The sequence below is a fragment of the Parabacteroides sp. merdae-related_45_40 genome (assembly GCF_001915675.1).
On sequence record NZ_MNQY01000115.1, the window covers coordinates 87,504 to 108,475 of the forward strand.

14 protein-coding genes are annotated in these 20,972 nt (G+C 41.1%); 9 read left to right on the plus strand and 5 right to left on the minus strand.

Annotated elements, in window-relative coordinates:
• Both porZ and BHV83_RS14685 read left to right on the plus strand, forming a co-directional pair.
• Positions 1-2,331: a type IX secretion system anionic LPS delivery protein PorZ gene (gene porZ / locus BHV83_RS14680; RefSeq protein WP_286757660.1), complete on the plus strand. Its 2,331-nt coding sequence runs from the start codon at positions 1-3 to the stop codon at positions 2,329-2,331.
• A gap of 4 nt (positions 2,332-2,335) precedes the next feature.
• Positions 2,336-3,409 carry an acyltransferase family protein gene (locus tag BHV83_RS14685; protein ID WP_217773034.1) on the plus strand — a complete coding sequence of 358 codons (1,074 nt, stop codon included), beginning with the start codon at positions 2,336-2,338 and terminating at the stop codon, positions 3,407-3,409.
• Here BHV83_RS14685 and BHV83_RS14690 read toward each other — a convergent pair.
• From BHV83_RS14690 to nadA, 4 genes are all read right to left on the minus strand, one after another.
• Positions 3,372-4,331, minus strand: coding sequence for a hypothetical protein (locus tag BHV83_RS14690; RefSeq protein ID WP_254887474.1), 960 nt, complete (start codon positions 4,329-4,331; stop codon positions 3,372-3,374). The genes BHV83_RS14685 and BHV83_RS14690 overlap by 38 nt on opposite strands.
• A gap of 35 nt (positions 4,332-4,366) precedes the next feature.
• Positions 4,367-5,809 carry an MBOAT family O-acyltransferase gene (locus BHV83_RS14695; RefSeq protein WP_286757661.1) on the minus strand — a complete coding sequence of 481 codons (1,443 nt, stop codon included), beginning with the start codon at positions 5,807-5,809 and terminating at the stop codon, positions 4,367-4,369.
• Between the two features lie 21 nt (positions 5,810-5,830).
• Positions 5,831-8,251 (minus strand): TonB-dependent receptor, encoded by a 2,421-nt coding sequence (locus BHV83_RS14700; protein ID WP_286757662.1) that lies wholly within the window; start codon positions 8,249-8,251, stop codon positions 5,831-5,833.
• A 581-nt stretch (positions 8,252-8,832) separates the two neighbouring features.
• Positions 8,833-9,819, minus strand: a complete 987-nt coding sequence (gene nadA, locus BHV83_RS14705; RefSeq protein ID WP_005860367.1) for a quinolinate synthase NadA — start codon at positions 9,817-9,819, stop codon at positions 8,833-8,835.
• A gap of 696 nt (positions 9,820-10,515) precedes the next feature.
• Here nadA and BHV83_RS14710 point away from each other — a divergent pair.
• Positions 10,516-11,046 (plus strand): RNA methyltransferase, encoded by a 531-nt coding sequence (locus BHV83_RS14710; protein ID WP_005860365.1) that lies wholly within the window; start codon positions 10,516-10,518, stop codon positions 11,044-11,046.
• Here the strand turns inward: BHV83_RS14710 and BHV83_RS14715 are convergent.
• Positions 11,038-11,643: a DUF4294 domain-containing protein gene (locus BHV83_RS14715; protein WP_008773191.1), complete on the minus strand. Its 606-nt coding sequence runs from the start codon at positions 11,641-11,643 to the stop codon at positions 11,038-11,040. The two genes, BHV83_RS14710 and BHV83_RS14715, sit on opposite strands and share 9 nt — an antisense overlap.
• 119 nt (positions 11,644-11,762) lie before the next feature.
• On the opposite strand from BHV83_RS14715, the gene dinD reads away from it, so the two are divergent.
• From dinD to BHV83_RS14745, 6 genes are all read left to right on the plus strand, one after another.
• Complete coding sequence (gene dinD, locus BHV83_RS14720) at positions 11,763-12,590, plus strand: DNA damage-inducible protein D (protein ID WP_005860360.1); 828 nt, start codon at positions 11,763-11,765, stop codon at positions 12,588-12,590.
• Positions 12,591-12,611: 21 nt separating this feature from the next.
• A complete protein-coding gene (locus BHV83_RS14725) occupies positions 12,612-13,421 on the plus strand; it encodes a PorV/PorQ family protein (protein ID WP_005860358.1) in 810 nt (269 codons plus the stop codon).
• Positions 13,422-13,434: 13 nt separating this feature from the next.
• A complete protein-coding gene (locus BHV83_RS14730) occupies positions 13,435-15,495 on the plus strand; it encodes a ComEA family DNA-binding protein (RefSeq protein WP_005860356.1) in 2,061 nt (686 codons plus the stop codon).
• A 33-nt stretch (positions 15,496-15,528) separates the two neighbouring features.
• Entirely contained in the window at positions 15,529-16,308 is a 780-nt protein-coding gene (locus BHV83_RS14735; protein ID WP_005860354.1) for a radical SAM protein, read from the plus strand.
• 32 nt (positions 16,309-16,340) lie between these two features.
• A complete protein-coding gene (locus tag BHV83_RS14740; protein WP_286757663.1) occupies positions 16,341-19,964 on the plus strand; it encodes a glycosyl hydrolase 2 galactose-binding domain-containing protein in 3,624 nt (1,207 codons plus the stop codon).
• Positions 19,965-20,564: 600 nt separating this feature from the next.
• Positions 20,565-20,960 (plus strand): LytR/AlgR family response regulator transcription factor, encoded by a 396-nt coding sequence (locus BHV83_RS14745; RefSeq protein WP_259013256.1) that lies wholly within the window; start codon positions 20,565-20,567, stop codon positions 20,958-20,960.
• Positions 20,961-20,972: the final 12 nt, after the last annotated feature.

A 20,972-nucleotide genomic window follows, 5' to 3' on the forward strand; every position in this document is an offset into this window, starting at 1 on the left:
ATGAGACATATACTTACTATCATTCTATTTTCATTCTTTTCATTCACTGTATTAGCCGCGAATTTTAATACAACCGGATGGAAAACGTATCTTTCTTACAATAACACAAACAGCGTAGAGGAATCGAACGACCAAGTATTTGTGGTAGCGGAAGGATCTCTTTATACGTATGGAAAAGATGATAATAGTATTAAGCAATATTATAAAGGAAACGGATTAAATGATAATACGATTTCTTTGATCCGCTATAATAAACAAACAAAATCACTCCTTATTATCTATGATAATTCAAATATAGATATACTTGAGGGAGGAGTGGCGACAAATCTACCTTATCTGTCGACCAGTACGTCCATAAGAAACAAACAAATCAATTCAGTATTGGTACATGATGAATATGCCTATTTATCGACAGCATTTGGTATCGTCGTGGTCAATATGGCCAAAAAGGAAATAAAGGATACCTACAAGCTTTCCTTAAATATAACATCGTGTGCCATACAGAATGGCAATATATATGCCTCTACAACCAATAAGGCAGAAGTATCTTCGGGGATTATATACGCCTCATTAAAAGAGAACCTACTGGATAAGGCAAACTGGAAGCCCTATGGATTATCAAACCTTTCCGATAGTCATACGATCTTAGCTATCGCTTCATTCAAGAATACCTTGTTCTACTTGGTCAGTCAGCAAGGTATCTTCTATGAAAACAATGGAGAGCTTTCCCGAATAATAAATAGCTCAACCCTAAAATACATGAAAGTAATAGGCGAAAAATTAGCATGTATAGATAACTCAAGGGTTTTCATCGTATCCGATACGCAAAAGTTTGACCAAATAAACTTAAGTATCAATGATATCAGTACCTATCAAACAGACAAATATTGGATAGCGGAAGGAAGCAAAGGGCTACGTTCTATCCAACGGAAAGGCTCAAATAGTTTTGAGGCTCTTAATGAACCTATCATTTTAGACGGACCTTACAGCAATAGCGCATTCGATATTGTTTGTAAAAATGATAAAGTATATATGATCATAGGAGGTAAAGACCTCCTAAATGGTAAGCGCTTCGACAAAGGAGGTTATATTCTTACATACGATTATGATAAATGGTCTTTTATCGATCCTAAAGAAGCCCAAAAGAAACTCAATTTACCAAGAAATCCACGAGACTATACAAGTATAGCCGTAACGACCGACGATTCTAATGATGAGATCGTATACGCCTCTTCCATGGGTGATGGCGTTATCCAATATAAGAATGGAACTCCCGTCCAGTCATACAATGAAAAGAATGCCTTTAAAGAAACCGCGGGAGGCTATGGGTCCGGTTATTGTTATATAGATGGACTGGCCTTTGATAAAAATGGAAATTTGTGGATGACAAGCTCAGAAGTTAACCATGCGGTACTTGTTCTTGACAAAGCAGGAGCATGGCATCGTTTGGATATCGAGCAACTTAGAGGAGTTTATACAATAAACGATATACTTATAACCTCCACTAACGATAAATGGATTTATGTGCCTCGTAACACCCCTAAACTTGTAATGATACCGAATAGCGAGTCTTTAGAAGAAGTTTCCTCGTATGAGTTTACTACACTTATTGATACCGACGGAAAAGAATTGACTCCTAGTAATTATACATGCGTAGCCGAGGATAAGGATGGATATATCTGGGTTGGTACGAATCGGGGGGCCGTATATTTCACTAAACCTAGGATCTCTTCCGCTGAGGATAAAGCCGCTACACGTTGTACAAGGGTAAAATATACCAATGAGGAAACTGGCAATCTCGCTTATTTCTTAGATAACGTTGTCGTCACGACCCTAAAAGTAGACGCAGGTAATCGAAAATGGATTGGAACCAAAGGAAATGGCGTCTATGTTCTAGATAATGATAATGAGACAATCGTTTATCAATTTAATACGACCAATAGCCCGCTCCTTTCCGATAACATATACGATATAGAGATAAACGATAAGACCGGTGAGGTTTTTATCGGTACCGATAAAGGACTAAATTCCTATCAAGGAGAAGCTTCGGAGGGTAAATCTGATTACTCGGAGATCTACGCATATCCCAATCCGGTACGTCCCGAACATATGGATAAAGTAACGATTGTAGGATTAATGGATAATTCGAATGTAAAAATCACGGATTTAAACGGAAATATTATTTATCAAACTAAATCCTTGGGGGGGCAAGCTATCTGGAATTGCCGGAACGCAAACGGATCACGTGTAGCGACAGGCGTATATCTTGTACTAGCTTCCACGGAGGAAGCCTCAGAGAGCGTCGTAACAAAAATCATTGTAGTCAAATAGAACAATGAATCAATCAGAGAAAGTTTTACTCAACTCCAGATTAATAAATCAAGTAAAAGAAGCGAATAATTTTGATTTTATTCGCTTCTTTCTTGCGTATTCTGTCATGTTCAACCATTTCAGCACACTGACAGAGACAGATCCTTTTTGGTTTGTTAGCGGAGGATTTCGAGTGAAAGGTTTCTTTATTATTAGTGGATTTCTTGTTATGTTTAGCTTCTTACGTACGCCTAATACCCGGATTTTTTTCCGTAAACGTATTCAACGTATTATGCCCGCCTACAGCTTGACTATTTTATTATGTGCCTTAATCGGATTATTCCTTACCTCTTTATCCTGCTGGGAATACCTCACCTCTTCTAGCTTATATACCTATCTTATCTGTAATTTACTTACATTTAACTTTTTATCGCCGGATTTACCCGGCGTATTCGATACCAATCCTTTACAAGCGATGAATGGGTCTTTATGGACTATCAAGGTTGAATTCATGCTATATATCACCATACCCATTATCTATTGGTTACTGAAAAGATACAATAAATTGGTATGCCTACTTCTTATTTATATCTTATCTTTCATCTACTCGACAACGTGTAATTATTTAGATGATATGACACACAACCCTATTTATGAATTCATGAAAAGACAATTCCCCGGACAAATGATGTACTTTTGTTCTGGTATTATCATACTTGCCTATTTCCCTATTTTTCGAAAATATATGAGATATTTGTTCCCTGTCAGCCTATTTCTTTTATTGGGTAGAGAGTATCTGCTGCTGAGTATTTTCGAGCCTATCGCTCTAGCCTCTATCATTATCACGGTAGCTTATGGATTCAAGTGGTTACATGTATTCAACCGGATGGGAAATTTCTCGTATGGTATCTTCTTGATTCATTTCCCGATCATCCAAATATTCATTCATTACGGACTTGATCGGTATAGCTTTATATTGACATTGGCTCTTACCACTATCCTTAGCACCGGATTGGGTATGTTATCCTGGAAATACATAGAGAAACCTTGTTTATATCATCCTAAAAAGAAAAACCAGACGAACGCAATGATCGGATGATCTGATCTGTTATCTTCTCCGCTCCTTTCCGGTTCGGATGGATAGCATCATAAAAATCCGACGTATCCAATAGATCCATACAGTCGACGATAAGGATAGAATCAAACATTTGAGTAAACATTCGCAAAGCTCGTTGTTTCTCCGCTACTGTAAAAGCTGTTATATCCGGGTTATACGGCATGACAACCAGACAATAAATAATACCCCTATCCCTAAAATAAACGGAAGAACGCTCTATCAACCTTTTCCATTCAGGAGTAATCTGATATGCCTCGAATTTATTTTCTTCATTCTGTTCTTCTACTTTCCGTTTATAGACAGATTCATTTCTATCAGACATCGTAGAGTTTGGATAACGTAAATCAGAGGTTATAATTCCGGGGATAACATCATCATCCAACTTATTACGCAGATAAGTAGTCAAGCCGGAGAATAAACAATTTCGAGCCACATAATTATAGTATAAATTCGGTTCACTTAAAGTTTTTTCTAAAGCAGGAAGTAATTCACAGGTAAAACCATCCATTTTATATCCATACATATGTAGAGCTACCCGGTTGGGATCATCCAATTCGATCGGGCCACGTAATTGATCTAAATCCACACACTGTACAACTACTTGCACAGAAGATGGTAAATAGGAATAATACAAGGCACTCTCACTCAATCTCTGACCAGTAGAGGTAAGATTATATACACAGGGATTTCCTCGCAACTCTGCTTCTAACTTGTATCCGTTCACACCACTCATACCGCGGCTATTACCTAAAATAACAAGATCCGGACGCTCTTCCGGATTATTTAATGTACTCCATATAAGTCGTGTTCGTACGTAGTCGTTAGGCAATAATCGATAGAGATAGGGAGTGATCTGATTGAACAAAAACAACAAGATCCCCAGAAACAACAGGAATCTTATCATACTCTTTATTTGTTTATGCGTTGGTTTCATACTTGCTAGAATTGAAAATAAATAAAGCTAGAAGCGTTATTTCCGAAGAAATATATACAAAATAAAAGGATCGCATATAAAGTATATCGTATATATATACTTCGTATTTTCCTAATATCAAATCCAAACGGCTGTTTCCGATTCATCCACTCGATCACTAACATACAAGTAATGAAAATAAGCGATAATAAAGCAGAAACATTATTGGCCCCACTTACCTTAGGCACACGGAATAAAGAAGAGGAGAACAGATCATATATATAATCGAGTGCCATTGATATATTCTCAGCCCTAAATAGAATCCATCCGATCACCACGAAGCCAAATGTAACCAACATAGACACAACGTTTGATGGTATCAACCTTATCTTTACATATTTCTTTAGTATCAACAATGCTATACATAGCAAACCATGGTAAACACCCCAAGCCACAAATGTCCAGTTCGCTCCATGCCAAAGACCGCTCAAGAAAAATATGATCAAGATATTCCGAATATGTCTAAAGAAACCATTATGGCTACCTCCTAAGGGAATATATACATAATCTACAAACCAAGTATTCAACGAGATATGCCAACGTCTCCAAAACTCGGCTATATCTAAAGAAAAATAGGGATACCGGAAATTTTGCCTCAACTGTATCCCAAACAACTTGGCTGTATCTATAGCTATATCTGAATATCCGGAAAAATCTCCATAAATCTGGAATGAGAACAAAACGGCTCCCAATAGCAAAGTACTAGCCGGGTAATTTCCATAGTTCCCGAATATGTCATCTACGACCAAGGCACAATTATCGGCTATCAGGATTTTTTTGAAAAACCCCCACATCATTTGTCGTATCCCATCTACAGCGTCGTTATACTCGAAGCTGCGAGGTCTCTCAAATTGTATCAACAGGTTAGTAGCCCGTTCGATAGGGCCAGCCACCAACTGTGGGAAAAAACTAACAAACGCGAAAAAGGAAACGATATCTCTTGTCACCGGCAATTTACCTCTATACACGTCAATCGTATAACTTAAGGCTTGGAATGTATAAAAACTAATCCCGACCGGTAATAAGAGAGAAAGCGTAGAGATGTGCAATGAAATCCCTATATAAGAGAAAGCATCTACCAAACTATCCACAAAAAAGTCGTAATACTTGAAGAAAGAGAGTATCAGTAAGTTAAATATGACATTCGCAACCACGATACCTTTATCGAACCAGCGAGGTATCTTCCCGGCCCTCGCACGTACTTCCTCTATTCCTATCCCACTCAGCCAACTACAGAAAGAGGTAAGGGCTATCAATGCCAAGAACCGGTAATCCCACCACCCGTAAAAAAGATAACTAACTACGACTACAAATAAATTCTGTAGTCGTAGTCGCTTTCCGAAGACAAGCCAATACAATAAAAATACGATTGGCAAATAAATCAAATATTCAATCGAATTAAATAGCATAATAACCGCGAAGATATAATACTAATGCTTTATACCCTCAAACATCTCCGAGCGATCTTCTTTCGCTTGGGTGGATTTAGCCTTGAAACTATTAAATGTCCAACTCAACGTCAACGTGATTTGTGGATATTTGGGTTTGATACGTGTCAGGGAACGTAAATCTGCCGTTTGGATATCGCTGATATATTTGGCAGAACGGAAAATATCCCGGAAAGCTAAGGTAGCGGTTAGTTTTCGGTTACATAGTTGCTGACGGACGGCTACGTTCGCGTACCAATAAGCGTCCGTACGGCCCTGCGTCGTTACGGAAGGGCCTACAAAACTACCATCCAATTGGATACGTGTGTACTTCCCCAGATTAAACAGGTTATTCCATAGGATATCGTAATTGGTGCTAGAGGTCGTATTTCCACCGGCGGCCTGTTCGTTCTTCACCTTATAGTGATAAACGTTTCCATTGACCGTGGTATTCCACCAGCGCACCGGATGCAGGCTGACGCTTAGCTCGATACCCGTCGAGTAATCATGTCCTACGTTCGCCATCGAATCCAAGGTTACACCAGCTGAATAGGGAACACGCAACCGCTCGATCTTATCCTTCCGATACCGATGAAAGGCGGTGGCGGATACCGTGTTTTCCCCGAAACTCTTCCGGTAGTTCAATTCAAAGGAGTTGATGTACTCCGGACGTATATCCGGATTACCGATCTCGGCCGTATAAAAGTCGCGATACGTGATATAAGGCTCCATATAGAAAAGCTGCGGACGTGTGGTACGACGGGAATAGGAAGCCAACAAACGATGCTCATTCGGGAACGTATAGCCCAAATGCACCGATGGGAAAAACTCAAAACGATTCTTCGTACGATCCGCTCCCTCCACGGAACTTCGCAAGACCGTATGCGTATGCTCTCCCCGAACGCCGGCTTGCGCCTCTAAATTCTTCCACGTATGGGAAAGAATCGTATAGATAGAATTCACCCCTTCTTGAAAATAAAACGTGTTGTAGATATCGTCACGCCAAAAGAACGTTTGTCCCTTGGGGTCCCACCATTCCATATTGTAATCGCCGTCTTCCAGATAAGAATAATATTGGTAACCCGCCTCTAGCTTACCTCCTTTCCCGAAAGGCAAGGCGTAATCCAGATTGATACGCATCGTTTCCCGGTGCTCGGCCTCATAAGCACGGTGCCCCTGTTGGCGTTGCCCTTCCAAGGACATCAAGTCGTTAAAGAAATATTCCAAGGCATGGCCGCCATATTTGTAATAAGCACTACCGGAAAGCTCGTGTCCCTTATCGTTGAACTTATGCTGTACCGCCAGACTTCCCAAACCTATATTCTCATCATTATCATAATCATCTATGCTTCGATAATCTTCCGTCACCGGAGAGCCGCCCGCTACCGAACGGGTTTCCTTATAGTTCATCTCTCCCTTACGCTTATTTCCGCCATAGCCGCCCTCCAGATCCAACGCGATGGTTGTCTTGGGAAGATTCAGGCTCCAACCGCCTTTCAGCGTATAATGGTAACTGTCTCCCGTACGAGGCCCGACGGAATGCGAGGTAGTGGTCTGATCGCCCACCACCGTCATCTTCTCTTGATCGAAATCACTCTTACGCATACGATCCGTCCACTGTCCGCCGATGTACCAACGGGAACGCTGATGTTGCTGTGCCAACAAGAAATCAACATGGCGGGAAAGCCACGTACTTCCCGAGAGATTCACCATCCCGCTCAATCCTCGCTGGGAATGCTTCTTCGTGATAATATTGATAATGCCCACGTCGCCTTCCGTATCATGCTTGGCGGAAGGTGTCGTGATAATCTCTATATTCTCTATATGCCCGGCCGGGACTTGCTCCAAAGCCTGTGTACCCGAGAAGACACTCGGCTTACCATCTATGTAAACCAAAAAGCCGCTGCTTCCACGAAAAGTAACATCGCCTTCCGCATCTACCCGTATGGAAGGCGTATTCTCTAATATATCCACGGCGGAACCGCCTCCTCCCATCATATTGGAAGAGGCCTCGACCACTTTCTTATCCAACTTATAAACCAATTGGCGTTTCTCGGCCACTACCTCCACTTCGGCGATACCTACCTCCAAGGGACTCATCATCAACTTACCTAAATCCACCGGAGACGAGGCATCCAAGATGATATCATTCTTTGTAAACACATCATATCCCATCAGACGGACCATGACCACATAATTACCCGGAGCCACCTTAGTAAACGAGAAACGTCCTTGATCGTCCGGAAAAGTCTGTTGCAAAGGTTTTTCACTTCCCATCGCAAACAGAAAGATATCCGCATAATTAATCACTTGATTCGAAGAGGCATCTATTAACTGCCCCTTAATACGGGAATCCGGAGAAGAAGCCCACGAGAGCGCACAAATCACCCATAATAAGGCCAACATTAGTCCTATCTTTTTCATGATATTGAGAATTACAATTAGATTTCTACGCAAAAGTAACTAAATTCAGAATGTTACGGTAATTAATAGCGATCATTCTTGATATATTCTTTCCCGGGATCGTCCGAGTTCGAGTAGCGAAGCAAATGGTTTCTTCCTAGGGAAACAAAAGTTTCTATATGGGAAAACAGAAGTTTCTTCAGTACAAAACTTTAGTTTTCTTCTATGAAAACAAATGTTTTCCATGTGTAAAACTTTTGTTTTATACCATAAAAAACCACAAATACTTATATATTAATATTTTATCTATATAAAGAAAGGAAGAAAAACGGACTGATTATATACGTAGAGTGTAGAAAATTCCTTTGACGGCATGGCAAAGACACTTACTAAAAGCGGGAAATGATGGTAGATAAAGACTTACTATTGTAGATGTTTTCCTATCTACAACAATAGGATAAATATTTTAAAATCAAATGATTATAAGGATAGTTGTAGATATTGTACATAATTTTGATTATTTACATATAATAGACCGGGCTTAGCTTTTATATCACTCAAGTCCGGCCTATCGGTTGAGACCTATCCCGCATTTGTTTGGATCAGAGTCCCAGCTTCTCAGAGATCTCCAACATCTTCTTGATCGGTTTGATGGCCTTCTTCTGTACCTCCTCGTCCACGAATATCTCCGGCATCTCGAACTTCAAGCAATTATATAGCTTCTCCATCGTGTTCAAGCGCATGAAATTACATTCGTTGCAAGCGCAAGTACTGTCGTTCGGAGGAGCCGGGATGAATTCCTTATCCGGACTCCGCTTGCGCATCTCGTGAATAACGCCACTTTCCGTCGCTACAATGAATTGTTTTGCGTCGGACTTAATGGTATGCTTCAGCAAAGCCGCGGTCGATCCTACGAAGTCTGAGACCTGTATAACCGGCTGCTTGCATTCCGGATGGGTGATCACTTCCGCATTCGGGTACTGTTTCTTCAAAGATAAGATCTTCTCCAATGAGAATTGCTCATGCACGTGGCAAGCGCCATCCCAAAGCAACATATTACGTCCCGTGATGCTATTGATATAATTACCTAAGTTACGATCCGGACCGAAAATCATCGGTGTACCTTCCGGGAAGCTCTCCACGATCTGGCGGGCGTTCGTGGAAGTAACCACCACATCCGTGACCGCTTTCACGGCGGCGGTCGTATTCACGTAAGAGATTACCGTATGACCGGGATGTTGCTTGACGAACTCGGCGAACTCCGTAGCCGGACAACTATCCGCCAAGGAGCAACCGGCATTCAAGTCCGGTACCAGCACTTTCTTATCCGGGCAGAGGATCTTCGCCGTCTCTCCCATAAAGTGAACCCCACAAAGCACGATGATATCCGCCTTCGTCTTAGCCGCCCATTGTGCCAAGGCCAGACTGTCTCCCACATAGTCCGCTATATCTTGTATATCGCCTGTTTGATAGTAATGCGCCAAAATAATCGCATTCTTCTCTTTACGTAACTTGTCGATCGCTTCCTTAAGGTCTAAATCCTTAGGAACGGGCGCATCCATGTACCCGATTGATTGGTTTGTCAACATAGCCTTATATATTAATGATTCCTGTTTCTACTGCTCCCAATAGGCTTTTCACTATATATAAACAATATTATCCACAGAAAGTATTACTGATAATCTTCATCTTATCTAGTTTATCAACCTATTGTTCACAAAGCACAAAGGTATAAACTTTCTTCATTTATAGAAATAACAAGAAAGATTCTTATCTTTGCCACCGATGGATGAGTTGCCCTCAACCCTCAAGAGTTATCCACAATCATTATATTATATTCTTATTAATCTTTAATTTTAAAAATAAATATGATGAATATGATAGGCTGTTGAAATGGTTAATACATTTTTGTTACAATCTTTGGTTATTGACTTATTAAAGTCTGTGAACGGTTTATCAAAAGGATACCAACAGCATGGATGTCTATCTATAGATTGTAGTTCTTATAGTTATAGACTTTATGAATATTTAGCTGTTTATTGTTGATAACCTTGATTGTGAAAAAATAGATCCTCCAGCAAGGCTGTCAATAGGTGTATAAGGGCTGTTGATAGCGCGTAATAAATAAGTGGCTTATTCATTTGCTAATTTGAGAAAGGGGGGTGTATGGACAAGTATTTGAATAAAGCAAGAAATATTTTTCATTTTATGTCCACTACTTATTAATAGCTTTTCAACGGCATATCCACGGATATTCGCTACTTTCGCGGTCAAAGATATTTGTTATGCGAAAATTAAAAGTAACCGAATTGAACCGCCTGACTCCCGAGGCTTTTAAGGAAAGTAAGAAGATACCTTTAATCGTTGTTTTAGACCATATTAGAAGTCTTAATAACGTGGGTTCCGTGTTTCGTACCTCCGATGCTTTCCGGGTAGAGGCTATTTATCTTTGTGGTATTACGGCTTGCCCTCCGAACGCGGAGATCCATAAGACCGCCTTAGGAGCGGAAGAAACCGTAGATTGGGAATATTTCAAGGATACCCCGGAGGCTGTTGATAAACTGCGCCAAGAGGGGTATACGGTATGTGCCGTAGAGCAAGCGGAAGGTAGTGTCATGTTAGATAACTTGCAGTTAGACAAGACAAAGAAATACGCTATCGTCATGGGTAACGAAGTAAAAGGCGTTCAACAAAATGTGGTTGATAACTGTGATATATGTATTGAAATACCTCAATACGGTACAAAGCATTCCTTGAACGTATCGGTTACTACCGGTATCGTGATCTGGGATTTCTTCAAGCAACTATCAGATTAAACCATTCTCAACCAATACGACGACCCGTTCGGTCATGGCATCTTTACCTTTCGGGTCGTATTCCGATTTCAGACTGGCTCCGAACATGCCTGCGAAGAAATTCCAAAAGCCCGCACGGAAACTTCCCAGATAGGCTTTCAGTAAATTGTAACTGGATTGATTACATTCCCTATCGATCAGTTTGATAAGTAGCTTGCCTTGCGAGAAGGATAATTTTTTTAGTTCCGGTTTATATTGGGCGAACAACTCTTTCTCCATCCGTTTCAAGTGGGCTTGGCGGGCCTTGTCATTCGGTAAGGTTTCCATGTATTCGTAGGTCTCTATCAACGTATCATACACCATCTTGGCATAGGGCAAAGTACGCTTTACGTCTCGTACCAACTTATTGTACTTGGCTTGTTCACGCTTATTCTTAAACTTAACTTGAGGATATATAAAAACTTCCCGAAGGTTGACGACAGCCATTGTATCACCTTCATACAGTTGAGCTTTCTGATAACCTTCCGGAACAATATTTGTCTTTACCGCCTGCGCCATCCCTTTAAAGCTACAGAGAACAAGTAGAGCCAAAACACAATATATCCCTTTTCGTATCATATACCGCGAAAATATAAATACTGCGTGACTCTCAGCATCATTTATCTGTTAATAACTTGCTAAATGAATATAAAACATTACATTTGCGCAATTGACAACAACTTAAGAATATATTAACTATGAAGAAAGAAGAAATTACCGCCCTATTCGGAAAATTCGAATCCATTTCATGTGAGGTAGAAGGCATAGAATGCTGGAGTGCCAGAGAGTTGCAACCCCTATTAGGATATGCCAAATGGGATAACTTTATCAATAATGTAGTGGTGAAAGCCAAAGAAGCGTGCCGGAATGCGGGAGAAGATGTACAAAACCATTTTCCCGACGTCGGGAAAATGGTTTCAATAGGTTATGGTGTTGAAAAACAAATAGATGACATCTTATTAACACGCTACGCATGCTATTTAATCGCACAAAATGGTGATAGCCGTAAACCACAAGTCGCTTTCGCACAGACTTATTTTGCGGTACAAACCCGTAAGGCCGAGGTGATTGAACAACGTCTATTGGATTGTGAACGCTTAAAGGCCAGGGAAAAATTGAGTCAGACTGAAAAACAATTATCTGGAATCTTATACGAAAGAGGTATTGATAATAAAGGATTCGCGATTATTCGTTCTAAGGGAGATCAAGCTTTATTCAATTTAAGTACACAGATGTTGAAAAAGAGAATGAACGTCCCCACGAATAGACCTATCGCTGATTTTTTACCGACTATAAGTATAAAAGCTAAAGACCTAGCGACTGAAATGACAAATGTAAATGTGCAAGCGAAGGATCTATATGGACAATCTCCTATTGAAAAAGAACATATTGATAACAATACTGCTGTACGTGATATGTTATTGCAAAGGGGGATTAAGCCTGAACAACTTTCTCCTAATGAGGATATTAAAAAGGTACAGCGTAGGATAAATAAGGATAATAAGAAAAACTTGAAGAATAAATAGAAACCATACAAAATCTTAACTATGAAATATCTATTGCTATCCCTGTTTGCGGGGGTATTTTCATTGTATGTACATGGTGTTGATAACTTACGTTTACCGGATGTTCGTAGCGTGGGAATGGGAGGGAATGTGGCGACGCAATCTATTTTATTCAATCCGGCCCTTATTGTCGATAAAGATAAAAAATCCATTCATTTAGAATACTTTACTCGGTACATGTTGAAAGAACTGGGTACGATGTCCGGTAGTTTTTATTATCCGAATCAACTATTATCCGTAGGTGTTGATATCTCTGTTTTCGGGTTTGATAAATACAGGGAGATGATGGTTCGTGTGCTGGGAGGAAAACGCTTGGGGGATCAATGGGCGTTAGGGCTTGGAGTTCACTATAGTTTCTTGCAAACTGATCTATTAGAAAATACAAGATCCAGACTGTCAACAGATCTTGGAATCACTTTCTCTCCTATTGATAAGTTGTTAATAGGAATGTTAATAATGAATTTACCATCTGTTTCTATAGGAGATAAAGATATTGAAATAGAAGATTTTAATTATTACTTAATTCAAATAAGTTTTCAATGGGAGATTATAAACAGTCTGTTAATTACAGGAAGTGCAGGAACGGAAAATGAAAACCTAGTTGTTGGAAACTTAGGTCTTGAATACACCGCTTTCGATTCTTTTTTTATTCGTGCCGGAATACAGACCGCTCCTCTCCTGCCCTCTTTAGGAATTGGTTATAACTTTTCTTGCTTTACGATAGATGTAGCCTCTATTTACCATCCGATTTTAGGGATGAGTACCGGTCTTGGTTTATCATTCTCTTTTTAAATGATACTTAGCTATGAAACGATTGTTTATAATCTTGTCGATAATCCTGTTGATAAATAGTTATTACGCTAATTCTCAAATAGAATATACTGTTGATAAGTGGATAGAGTATGTAGAGGAACTAGCCTTGGAAACCGAGGATACGGAGCGTATCGAAAGTTTGTATGCCGATTTATCTTATTTAATTGAGCATCCTTTTGATTTGAATGCCGTGACGGAAGAACAACTGAAGCGATTACCTTTTCTATCCGATCGCCAAATTGAGCAGCTCCTCTCCTATCGGAAACGATACGGAAATATGGTTAGCATCTATGAGTTGAAGAATATAGAGGATATCGATTTTCAGACGATATCTCTTCTCCTTCCATTTGTTTATATAGGTGATAATCTTGTTGAAAAACGGTTGCTTACGGTTAAGAACCTGTTGAAATATGGTCGTAATGAATTACAAATCAGGTATGATCAATGTTTTCAACAGAAAAAGGGATATGGTGAACAAACGGACAGCATACTTTTGTTATATCCGAATCGTAAATATAGAGGAGAACCCTTCTATCACTCCTTACGTTATTCCTATACTTTCGAGGATCGTTTACAAGCAGGCTTCGTAGCCGAGAAAGATGCGGGCGAACCTTTTTGGAACGCATATCATAAAGGATATGACTTTTATTCCGCACATCTATTCCTAAAAGATATCAACTGGTTAAAAAGCTTGGCTATAGGGGATTACAAGATGTCTTTCGGACAAGGTCTGGTGATTAGCAATGACTTTTCTCCTAGTCGTACGGCAGTAGTCGCTCAAGCAGAGCGAAGGACAAACGGCTTCCGTAGGCACTTTTCTACCAATGAACAGGATTTCTTTCGAGGGGTGGCCGGTACGATCACGATTAAAAACTTGGATATAAGTGTTTTCTATTCGTACCGAAAAATGGATGCGGCCGTAGATAGCTTGACATTCACCTCATTAAAAACAGATGGACTTCATCGTTTGCAACGGGATTGGGAAAAGAGGAAAACGATAACGATGCAGGTATATGGAGGAAATATCCGCTATGCTAAGCCTCATTTTCATGTAGGTTTAACGGCTCTCTCCTATTCATTCGGTAAGTTTAAGATGGATCCTGATCCAAAACCTTATAATCTATTCTATTTCAAAGGTTCCAACAATTTCAACATGGGTGTTGACTATATGTTGAAAACGAACCGTATCAAGTTTTATGGCGAGATTGCCCTTTCGAAAAACGGAGCTGTTTCGACCTTGAATGCCTTGCAATTAACGCCTGCCTCCTACATATCTTTCTTGGTATTATACCGCTATTACGATCGCCGTTATCAAGCTTTGTTTGGGAACGCTTTCTCGCAAGGCTCTACGGTTCAGAACGAGCAAGGGGTTTATATGGGATTTCAGTTGACTCCGATCGCCCGCTGGAAATTATCCGTTTATGCGGACTTATTCCGTTTCCCTTGGTTGAAATACGGGATAGACGCTCCTTCCGGAGGACAGGAATATATGGCTCAGATAGATTATACCCCTAGTAGAAACTATTCAGCTTATCTTCGTTATAAATATCGACAAAAAGAAAAGAATGGAACTTTTGAAAATGATAATTTATTGAAAATCAATACTTGTAAACAACATCGTATTCGTTTTCAACAGGTTTATAACTTTTCTTCTCCTTTTATTTTTAAGACTTCCTTAGATGGTATTCTATTCGATGATCCTATAAAGAAACTTAATAAAGGAATTATGATCTCCCAAAGTATAGGCTGGAAGCCCACTACCCTACCTCTTCAAATAGATGGTTATCTAGCGTGGTTTTATACGGATGATTACAATAGCCGGGTCAGTTCGTATGAGAAGAATATATTATATGCCTTTAATATGCCCTTTTTTTATGGGGATGGGATGCGGTTTGCCCTTACCTTTCGTCTGGATATTTGGAAACGTTTATCCTTGTCTGCGAAACTGGCTCACACCCATTATTGGGACAGGGATTTGATAGGTACTGATACGGAGGAGATAAGCGGTTCTGATAAAACAGATCTTTATGCTTTGCTTCGCTGGAAATTTTAGAGTAGATTTGCGTGGGTAAAAACAAACAGCGCTATGTCTACAATTCTTTTTGATAAAATAGTATTTGGCCCGATACATAGTCGGCGTCTAGGTGTCTCTTTAGGGATGAATTTACTTCCTACAGACGGGAAATTATGCTCTTTTAATTGCATTTATTGCGAATGTGGATTGAATGAGAATCATAGGACCCATAGTAAACTGCCTACTCGTACGGAAGTGAGGGAAGCCTTAGAGCAAAAACTAAGTTCCATGAAAGCGGAAGGGATCGTTCCGGATGTAATTACATTCGCCGGAAACGGAGAGCCTACGATACACCCGGAATTCGGTAGAATCATTGATGATACGGTCGCTATCCGGGATCGATTTTTCCCTGATGCTAAAATCGCCGTGCTTTCTAATTCTACGATGCTCCAGAAAGAGGAGGTCTTTCAAGCCTTGAATAAAATAGAGGATAACATATTGAAACTGGATTCTGTATTAGACAGTCGGATTCGGCAGATAGACGTACCTAATTCTCCGGCGTTTAATTTCGAGTCTTTATTAAAGCAATTATGTCGTTTTAACGGAAACTTGATTATACAGACCATGTTCTTGAAGGGGGAAGTAAATGGGAAATCGGTTAATAATATGACAGAAGAGGAGATAGCGGGCTGGATCTCCGCCTTAAAACAAATCCGTCCGAAACAAGTCATGATTTATACGATAGATAGGGAGACCCCGGTTAAAGCTTTGAAAAAAGCTACTAAAGAAGAATTAGATGCGATTGCGGAACGGGCCCGGAAGGAGGGTTTTGACGTGACGGTATCTTATTAAACTAACTAATTTAGAGAAACACAATAAGTAGTATGAGAACATTCAGTAAAAAGAAAAAATTGCCTCGACTCTTGACGCTTTGTGGAGCGGTAGCGGTCTCAGCATTGCTAGGAGGATGTGGGCAGAGCGGTGTTCCGGCGGAATCTTTCGATCGGTCGGATTATTATACCAGAGGTATCGGTTCGTATCCGGGAGATCCGGGGGAGGATTTTTCTCCTTCATTACGTCCGGATTATTCCACGTATCGTAACATAGCTCTTTTGCGTAGCGCTTACAACTCATCCAGTTATGATTACAATCTAACGGCCCAACTGGTGACGGATGGTGTTATTAGCGATAAACAACCTCAGTATCTCGATCTCTCCACGCAAAATGGGGATATAGCTCGTCGTGAGCGTGAGTGGATGATCGATCAAGGTCCTTATTCTCGTAATGCGGTTACGGGAGAGGATGCCTATTTCTTGTTCACGCTGAATAACTGGAAAGAGAAAGCCGACAAGGTACAATTCCGCGGCAGCGTGGCTTATGACGAGAATAAGATTAAGGATGGATATGAGATTGTTTGCGAGGGATCGAATGATGGAAATACTTGGACGGAATTGGCTGCCTTAAAGGGTAAAGGTATGCCGGGTAAGGCCAGCAAGTATAAGGCCCATTCAGACCCGAACAAGAATAGCTGGGATCCGGGTACGTTGCCCACCCGTATGTTGAATGAGACTTTGACATTCGATCAACCGGGTGAATATGCTTATTATCGGATGCGATTGAAAATGGAAGGTGCCGCTTATTGGGCATTCTTCGAGATGAATTTCTATAACCAAGATAAGTTGATAGATTTGCTTCCTTCCAAATTCTTTAATAGCGCTTGGATGAGTGCCACGACAGGAGAGGAGTGGGTCTATGTGGACTTGGGTAGCCAATCCGAATTCGACAAAGTAAAATTACATTGGATCAATAAAGCGATCAAGGGTAAGATTCAAGTTTCCGACGACGCTAAACAATGGGTTGACATAGCGAATCTTCCGGGTGGAGATGCTAATCTGGATGAGATCAAGCTAAAAGGAAAAGGCCGCTACGTACGGGTATGGATGGAGCAACCGGCTAATGACGGACGCTATATCTTAAGCGAGATAGAGGTGATGGGTAAAGGTGGCTTGCTTGCCCAACCGGCTGCTGCTCCGGCTGCTACAAAAGATGAGATCCGTTTGTCGGGCGGAAACTGGAAAGTACAACGAGCTTCCGAGGTAACCGCTTCCGGTGAGGAAATATCGAAACCTTCTTTCTCTCCGGAAAATTGGATCGTGGCGACTGTGCCGGGAACGGTATTGAGTAGTTATAAGAATATCGGAGCTATCCCGAATCCGAATTACGCGGATAACCTGATGCAGATATCCGAGTCATTCTTCAACTCTAATTTCTGGTATAGGGATGAGTTTGAGGTACCCGAAGGATTAAAGCAAGATCGTTTGTTCTTGAATTTCGATGGTATCAACTGGAAAGCGAATGTATATTTAAACGGTAACAAGATCGGCCGTATCGAGGGAGCGTTTATCCGAGGTGTATTTGACGTTACAGACAGGGTCGTACCGGGTAAGAACGTTGTCGCGGTGGAGATCATCAAGAATGAGCATATCGGCGCTATCAAGGAGAAATGTGAGAAGAATACGGATTTCAACGGTGGTATCTTAGGCGCTGATAACCCAACCTTCCACGCTTCGATCGGTTGGGATTGGATCTCGACGATCCGTGGTCGTAATATAGGTATTTGGGATGATGTGTACTTGACTTCTACAGGCAAGGTAACGATTCAAGACCCGTTCGTACAGGTTGTATTACCGTTGCCGGATACGACTTCCGCTACCTTGACTCCGGAAGTGATCGTGAAGAACCATGATGCCGCTCCAGTAAAGGGTGTATTGACAGGAAAGATCGGCGATATCACTTTCGAGCAACCGGTAGAATTGGCCGCAAACGAGGAGAAGACGGTTACTTTCGATCCAAATAGCTTCAGCCAATTGAAGGTTCAGAACCCACGTCTGTGGTGGCCTAAAGGGTACGGATCTCCTTATTTATACGACGCTAATTTCACCTTTAAGGTAGGCGATAAGGTATCCGACTCTGAGGATTTCAAGGTAGGTATCCGACAAATGACCTTCAACGAGAATAATAGCATCTTGAGTCTCTTTATCAACGGGCGTCGTTTTATCGGCCGTGGCGGTAACTGGGGATTCGGTGAGTCTAACCTGAATTACCGGGGTCGTGAGTACGACATCGCCGTGGCTTACCATGCCGATATGAACTTTACGATGATGCGTAACTGGGTAGGACAAATCGGCGACAAGGAATTGTATGAGGCTTGCGATCGTCATGGTATCATGATCTGGCAAGATTTCTGGTTGGCGAATCCTTCCGACGGACCCGATCCTTATGATCCGGAGATGTTTATCGCCAACGCAGAGGATTATGTGAAACGTTTCCGTAACCATGCCTCTATCGGTATTTATTGCGGGCGCAACGAGGGCTTCCCGCCGGAGCAGATCGACAAGGCTTTACGCCGTATCGTGAAAGAGGATCATCCGGGCTTACATTATATCTCCAGCTCGGCGGATGAGGTGGTAAGTGGCCATGGCCCGTACCGTGCGCTTCCTGTTAAAGAATACTTTAGCTTGAAGAATGGTAGTGATAAGTTCCATAGTGAGCGGGGTATGCCCAACGTGATGAATTACGAGAGCTTGGTTCGTACTTTCTCTCCGGAAGCGCTTTGGCCGCAAAACGCTCAATGGGGGCAACATGATTATACGATGGAAGGCGCCCAGTCTTGCGCTTCTTTCAACGCTATCATCGAAAAGGGCTTCGGTAAGCCGAACAACGCCAAGGAATTCGCCGATCTGGCTCAGTGGGTAAACTATGATGGTTACCGGGGTATGTTCGAATCGAGAAGCTTGAACCGTAAGGGATTATTGCTGTGGATGACGCATCCGGCATGGCCTTCTATGGTATGGCAGACTTACGATTATTATTTCGAGCCTACCGCCGCTTACTTTGGTTGCAAGAAGGCCTCCGAGCCTCTGCACATTCAATGGAATCCGGTTACGGACGAGATCGAGGTAGTGAACTATAGCGCCGGCGTACGTAATGGTTTGACGGCAAAGGCTCAAATCATCAATATGGACGGTTCTATTTCATGGGAAAACGAGGTTTCCGTGGATAGTAAGGAAGATACGACCAACAAATGTATGAAACTGGATTTCCCAGCTAGCGTATCCAGCGCTCATTTCGTCAAGTTGACGTTGACAGAGAATGGCAAGATCGTATCGGATAACTTCTATCTGCGTGGCGTAGAGGAAGGCAACTACCAAGCTTTGCGTGAGATGCCAAAGGTTACTTTACGATCCAACGTGGCAACCAATAAGGGTAATGACGGTACTTGGACCGCCACCGCTATCTTGGAGAACACTTCATCCACACCGGCTCTGATGATCCGTGTGAATGTAGTGGGCGAGAAGGATGGCGAGCAATTCCTCCCCGTTTTCTATAGCGATAACTATTTCTCATTGCTCCCGGGCGAGAAGAAAGAGATCAACATCCATTGGAAAGATGTAGATACGAGAGGCGAGACCCCGAAGGTGGTTATCTCCGGTTATAACGTAGAGTAATAGATAGATTAATCCTCTAGGTCAAAAGATTTTGATCTAGGGGATTTTTTATATCCAAATGCATACCTTTGTGAAAATTTTATCTTTAACTACATGTGAGAATTGAATATGAATTTGAAGGAATATCTTAATAAACCTATGTACGCTATAGATAGACCATGGGTGATCGTTCTGTTAAACTCGATGGTAGTGGCGTTAATACTCGCTATTTTCGAGCCTTTTCACTATCGGCTAAATAGCGTGATACAGTTTTGGGTATTATGGTGTTTCGTAGGCTTGACATTTATATTCTCTGTTGTCGCTTTTGTCTTGTTTCCTAAATTATTCAAACGTTTTTATGATCCTGAACGATGGACTATTGGTAAAAACTTACTACATTGTTCCTGCTTTTTGTTATTTTTGGGACTCGCTTGTTTCATTTATGACTATTACTTCTTGATGCGAATGGACTTTTGGAGTGATTTAGATACGACTATTTTTTATAAAATGTTGCTTATAGATGTGTCAGCGGCGATCACGATTGTTATTATTCCCCTTATTTTCGGATTTTTCATTATAGAGAATAATGCTTTGAAACGTAATTTGCAAGAAGCGAAAAGGATGAATAAACTATTATCCGAACGAAATATACAAGAAGAGAAAGGGGGTGATGCCATAACCCTGTCCGGCGATACAAAAGAATCGATTTGCGTACTTCCGGATAATATTATGTATATGGAATCTTCTGGTAATTATGTAGATGTCTGTTATAGAGAGGAAGGGAATATGAAGCATAAACTTCTCCGTTCCACGATCAAGCAAATGGATGAGATGATGGAGAAATATGGTTGTTTTGTCCGTTGTCACCGGGCTTATATCGTAAACGTGAATAAAATCATGAACATAAACGGTAATGCGCAAGGCTACCGTTTGAATTTGGAGGATACACAACAAGAGATTCCTGTCTCACGTACCTATCTAAAAGACTTTAAGAGTTTTCTTAATAAGGAAAACTAGGTTGTATTTTAT

Bases quoted from the DNA above. Each gene is read 5' to 3' on its own strand.
- porZ (WP_286757660.1), top strand. From the start codon at position 1: ATGAGACATATACTTACTATCATTCTATTTTCATTCTTTTCATTCACT.
- BHV83_RS14685 (WP_217773034.1), top strand. From the start codon at position 2,336: ATGAATCAATCAGAGAAAGTTTTACTCAACTCCAGATTAATAAATCAA.
- BHV83_RS14690 (WP_254887474.1), bottom strand. From the start codon at position 4,331: ATGATAAGATTCCTGTTGTTTCTGGGGATCTTGTTGTTTTTGTTCAAT.
- BHV83_RS14695 (WP_286757661.1), bottom strand. From the start codon at position 5,809: ATGCTATTTAATTCGATTGAATATTTGATTTATTTGCCAATCGTATTT.
- BHV83_RS14700 (WP_286757662.1), bottom strand. From the start codon at position 8,251: ATGAAAAAGATAGGACTAATGTTGGCCTTATTATGGGTGATTTGTGCG.
- nadA (WP_005860367.1), bottom strand. From the start codon at position 9,819: ATGTTGACAAACCAATCAATCGGGTACATGGATGCGCCCGTTCCTAAG.
- BHV83_RS14710 (WP_005860365.1), top strand. From the start codon at position 10,516: ATGCGAAAATTAAAAGTAACCGAATTGAACCGCCTGACTCCCGAGGCT.
- BHV83_RS14715 (WP_008773191.1), bottom strand. From the start codon at position 11,643: ATGATACGAAAAGGGATATATTGTGTTTTGGCTCTACTTGTTCTCTGT.
- dinD (WP_005860360.1), top strand. From the start codon at position 11,763: ATGAAGAAAGAAGAAATTACCGCCCTATTCGGAAAATTCGAATCCATT.
- BHV83_RS14725 (WP_005860358.1), top strand. From the start codon at position 12,612: ATGAAATATCTATTGCTATCCCTGTTTGCGGGGGTATTTTCATTGTAT.
- BHV83_RS14730 (WP_005860356.1), top strand. From the start codon at position 13,435: ATGAAACGATTGTTTATAATCTTGTCGATAATCCTGTTGATAAATAGT.
- BHV83_RS14735 (WP_005860354.1), top strand. From the start codon at position 15,529: ATGTCTACAATTCTTTTTGATAAAATAGTATTTGGCCCGATACATAGT.
- BHV83_RS14740 (WP_286757663.1), top strand. From the start codon at position 16,341: ATGAGAACATTCAGTAAAAAGAAAAAATTGCCTCGACTCTTGACGCTT.
- BHV83_RS14745 (WP_259013256.1), top strand. From the start codon at position 20,565: ATGAATAAACTATTATCCGAACGAAATATACAAGAAGAGAAAGGGGGT.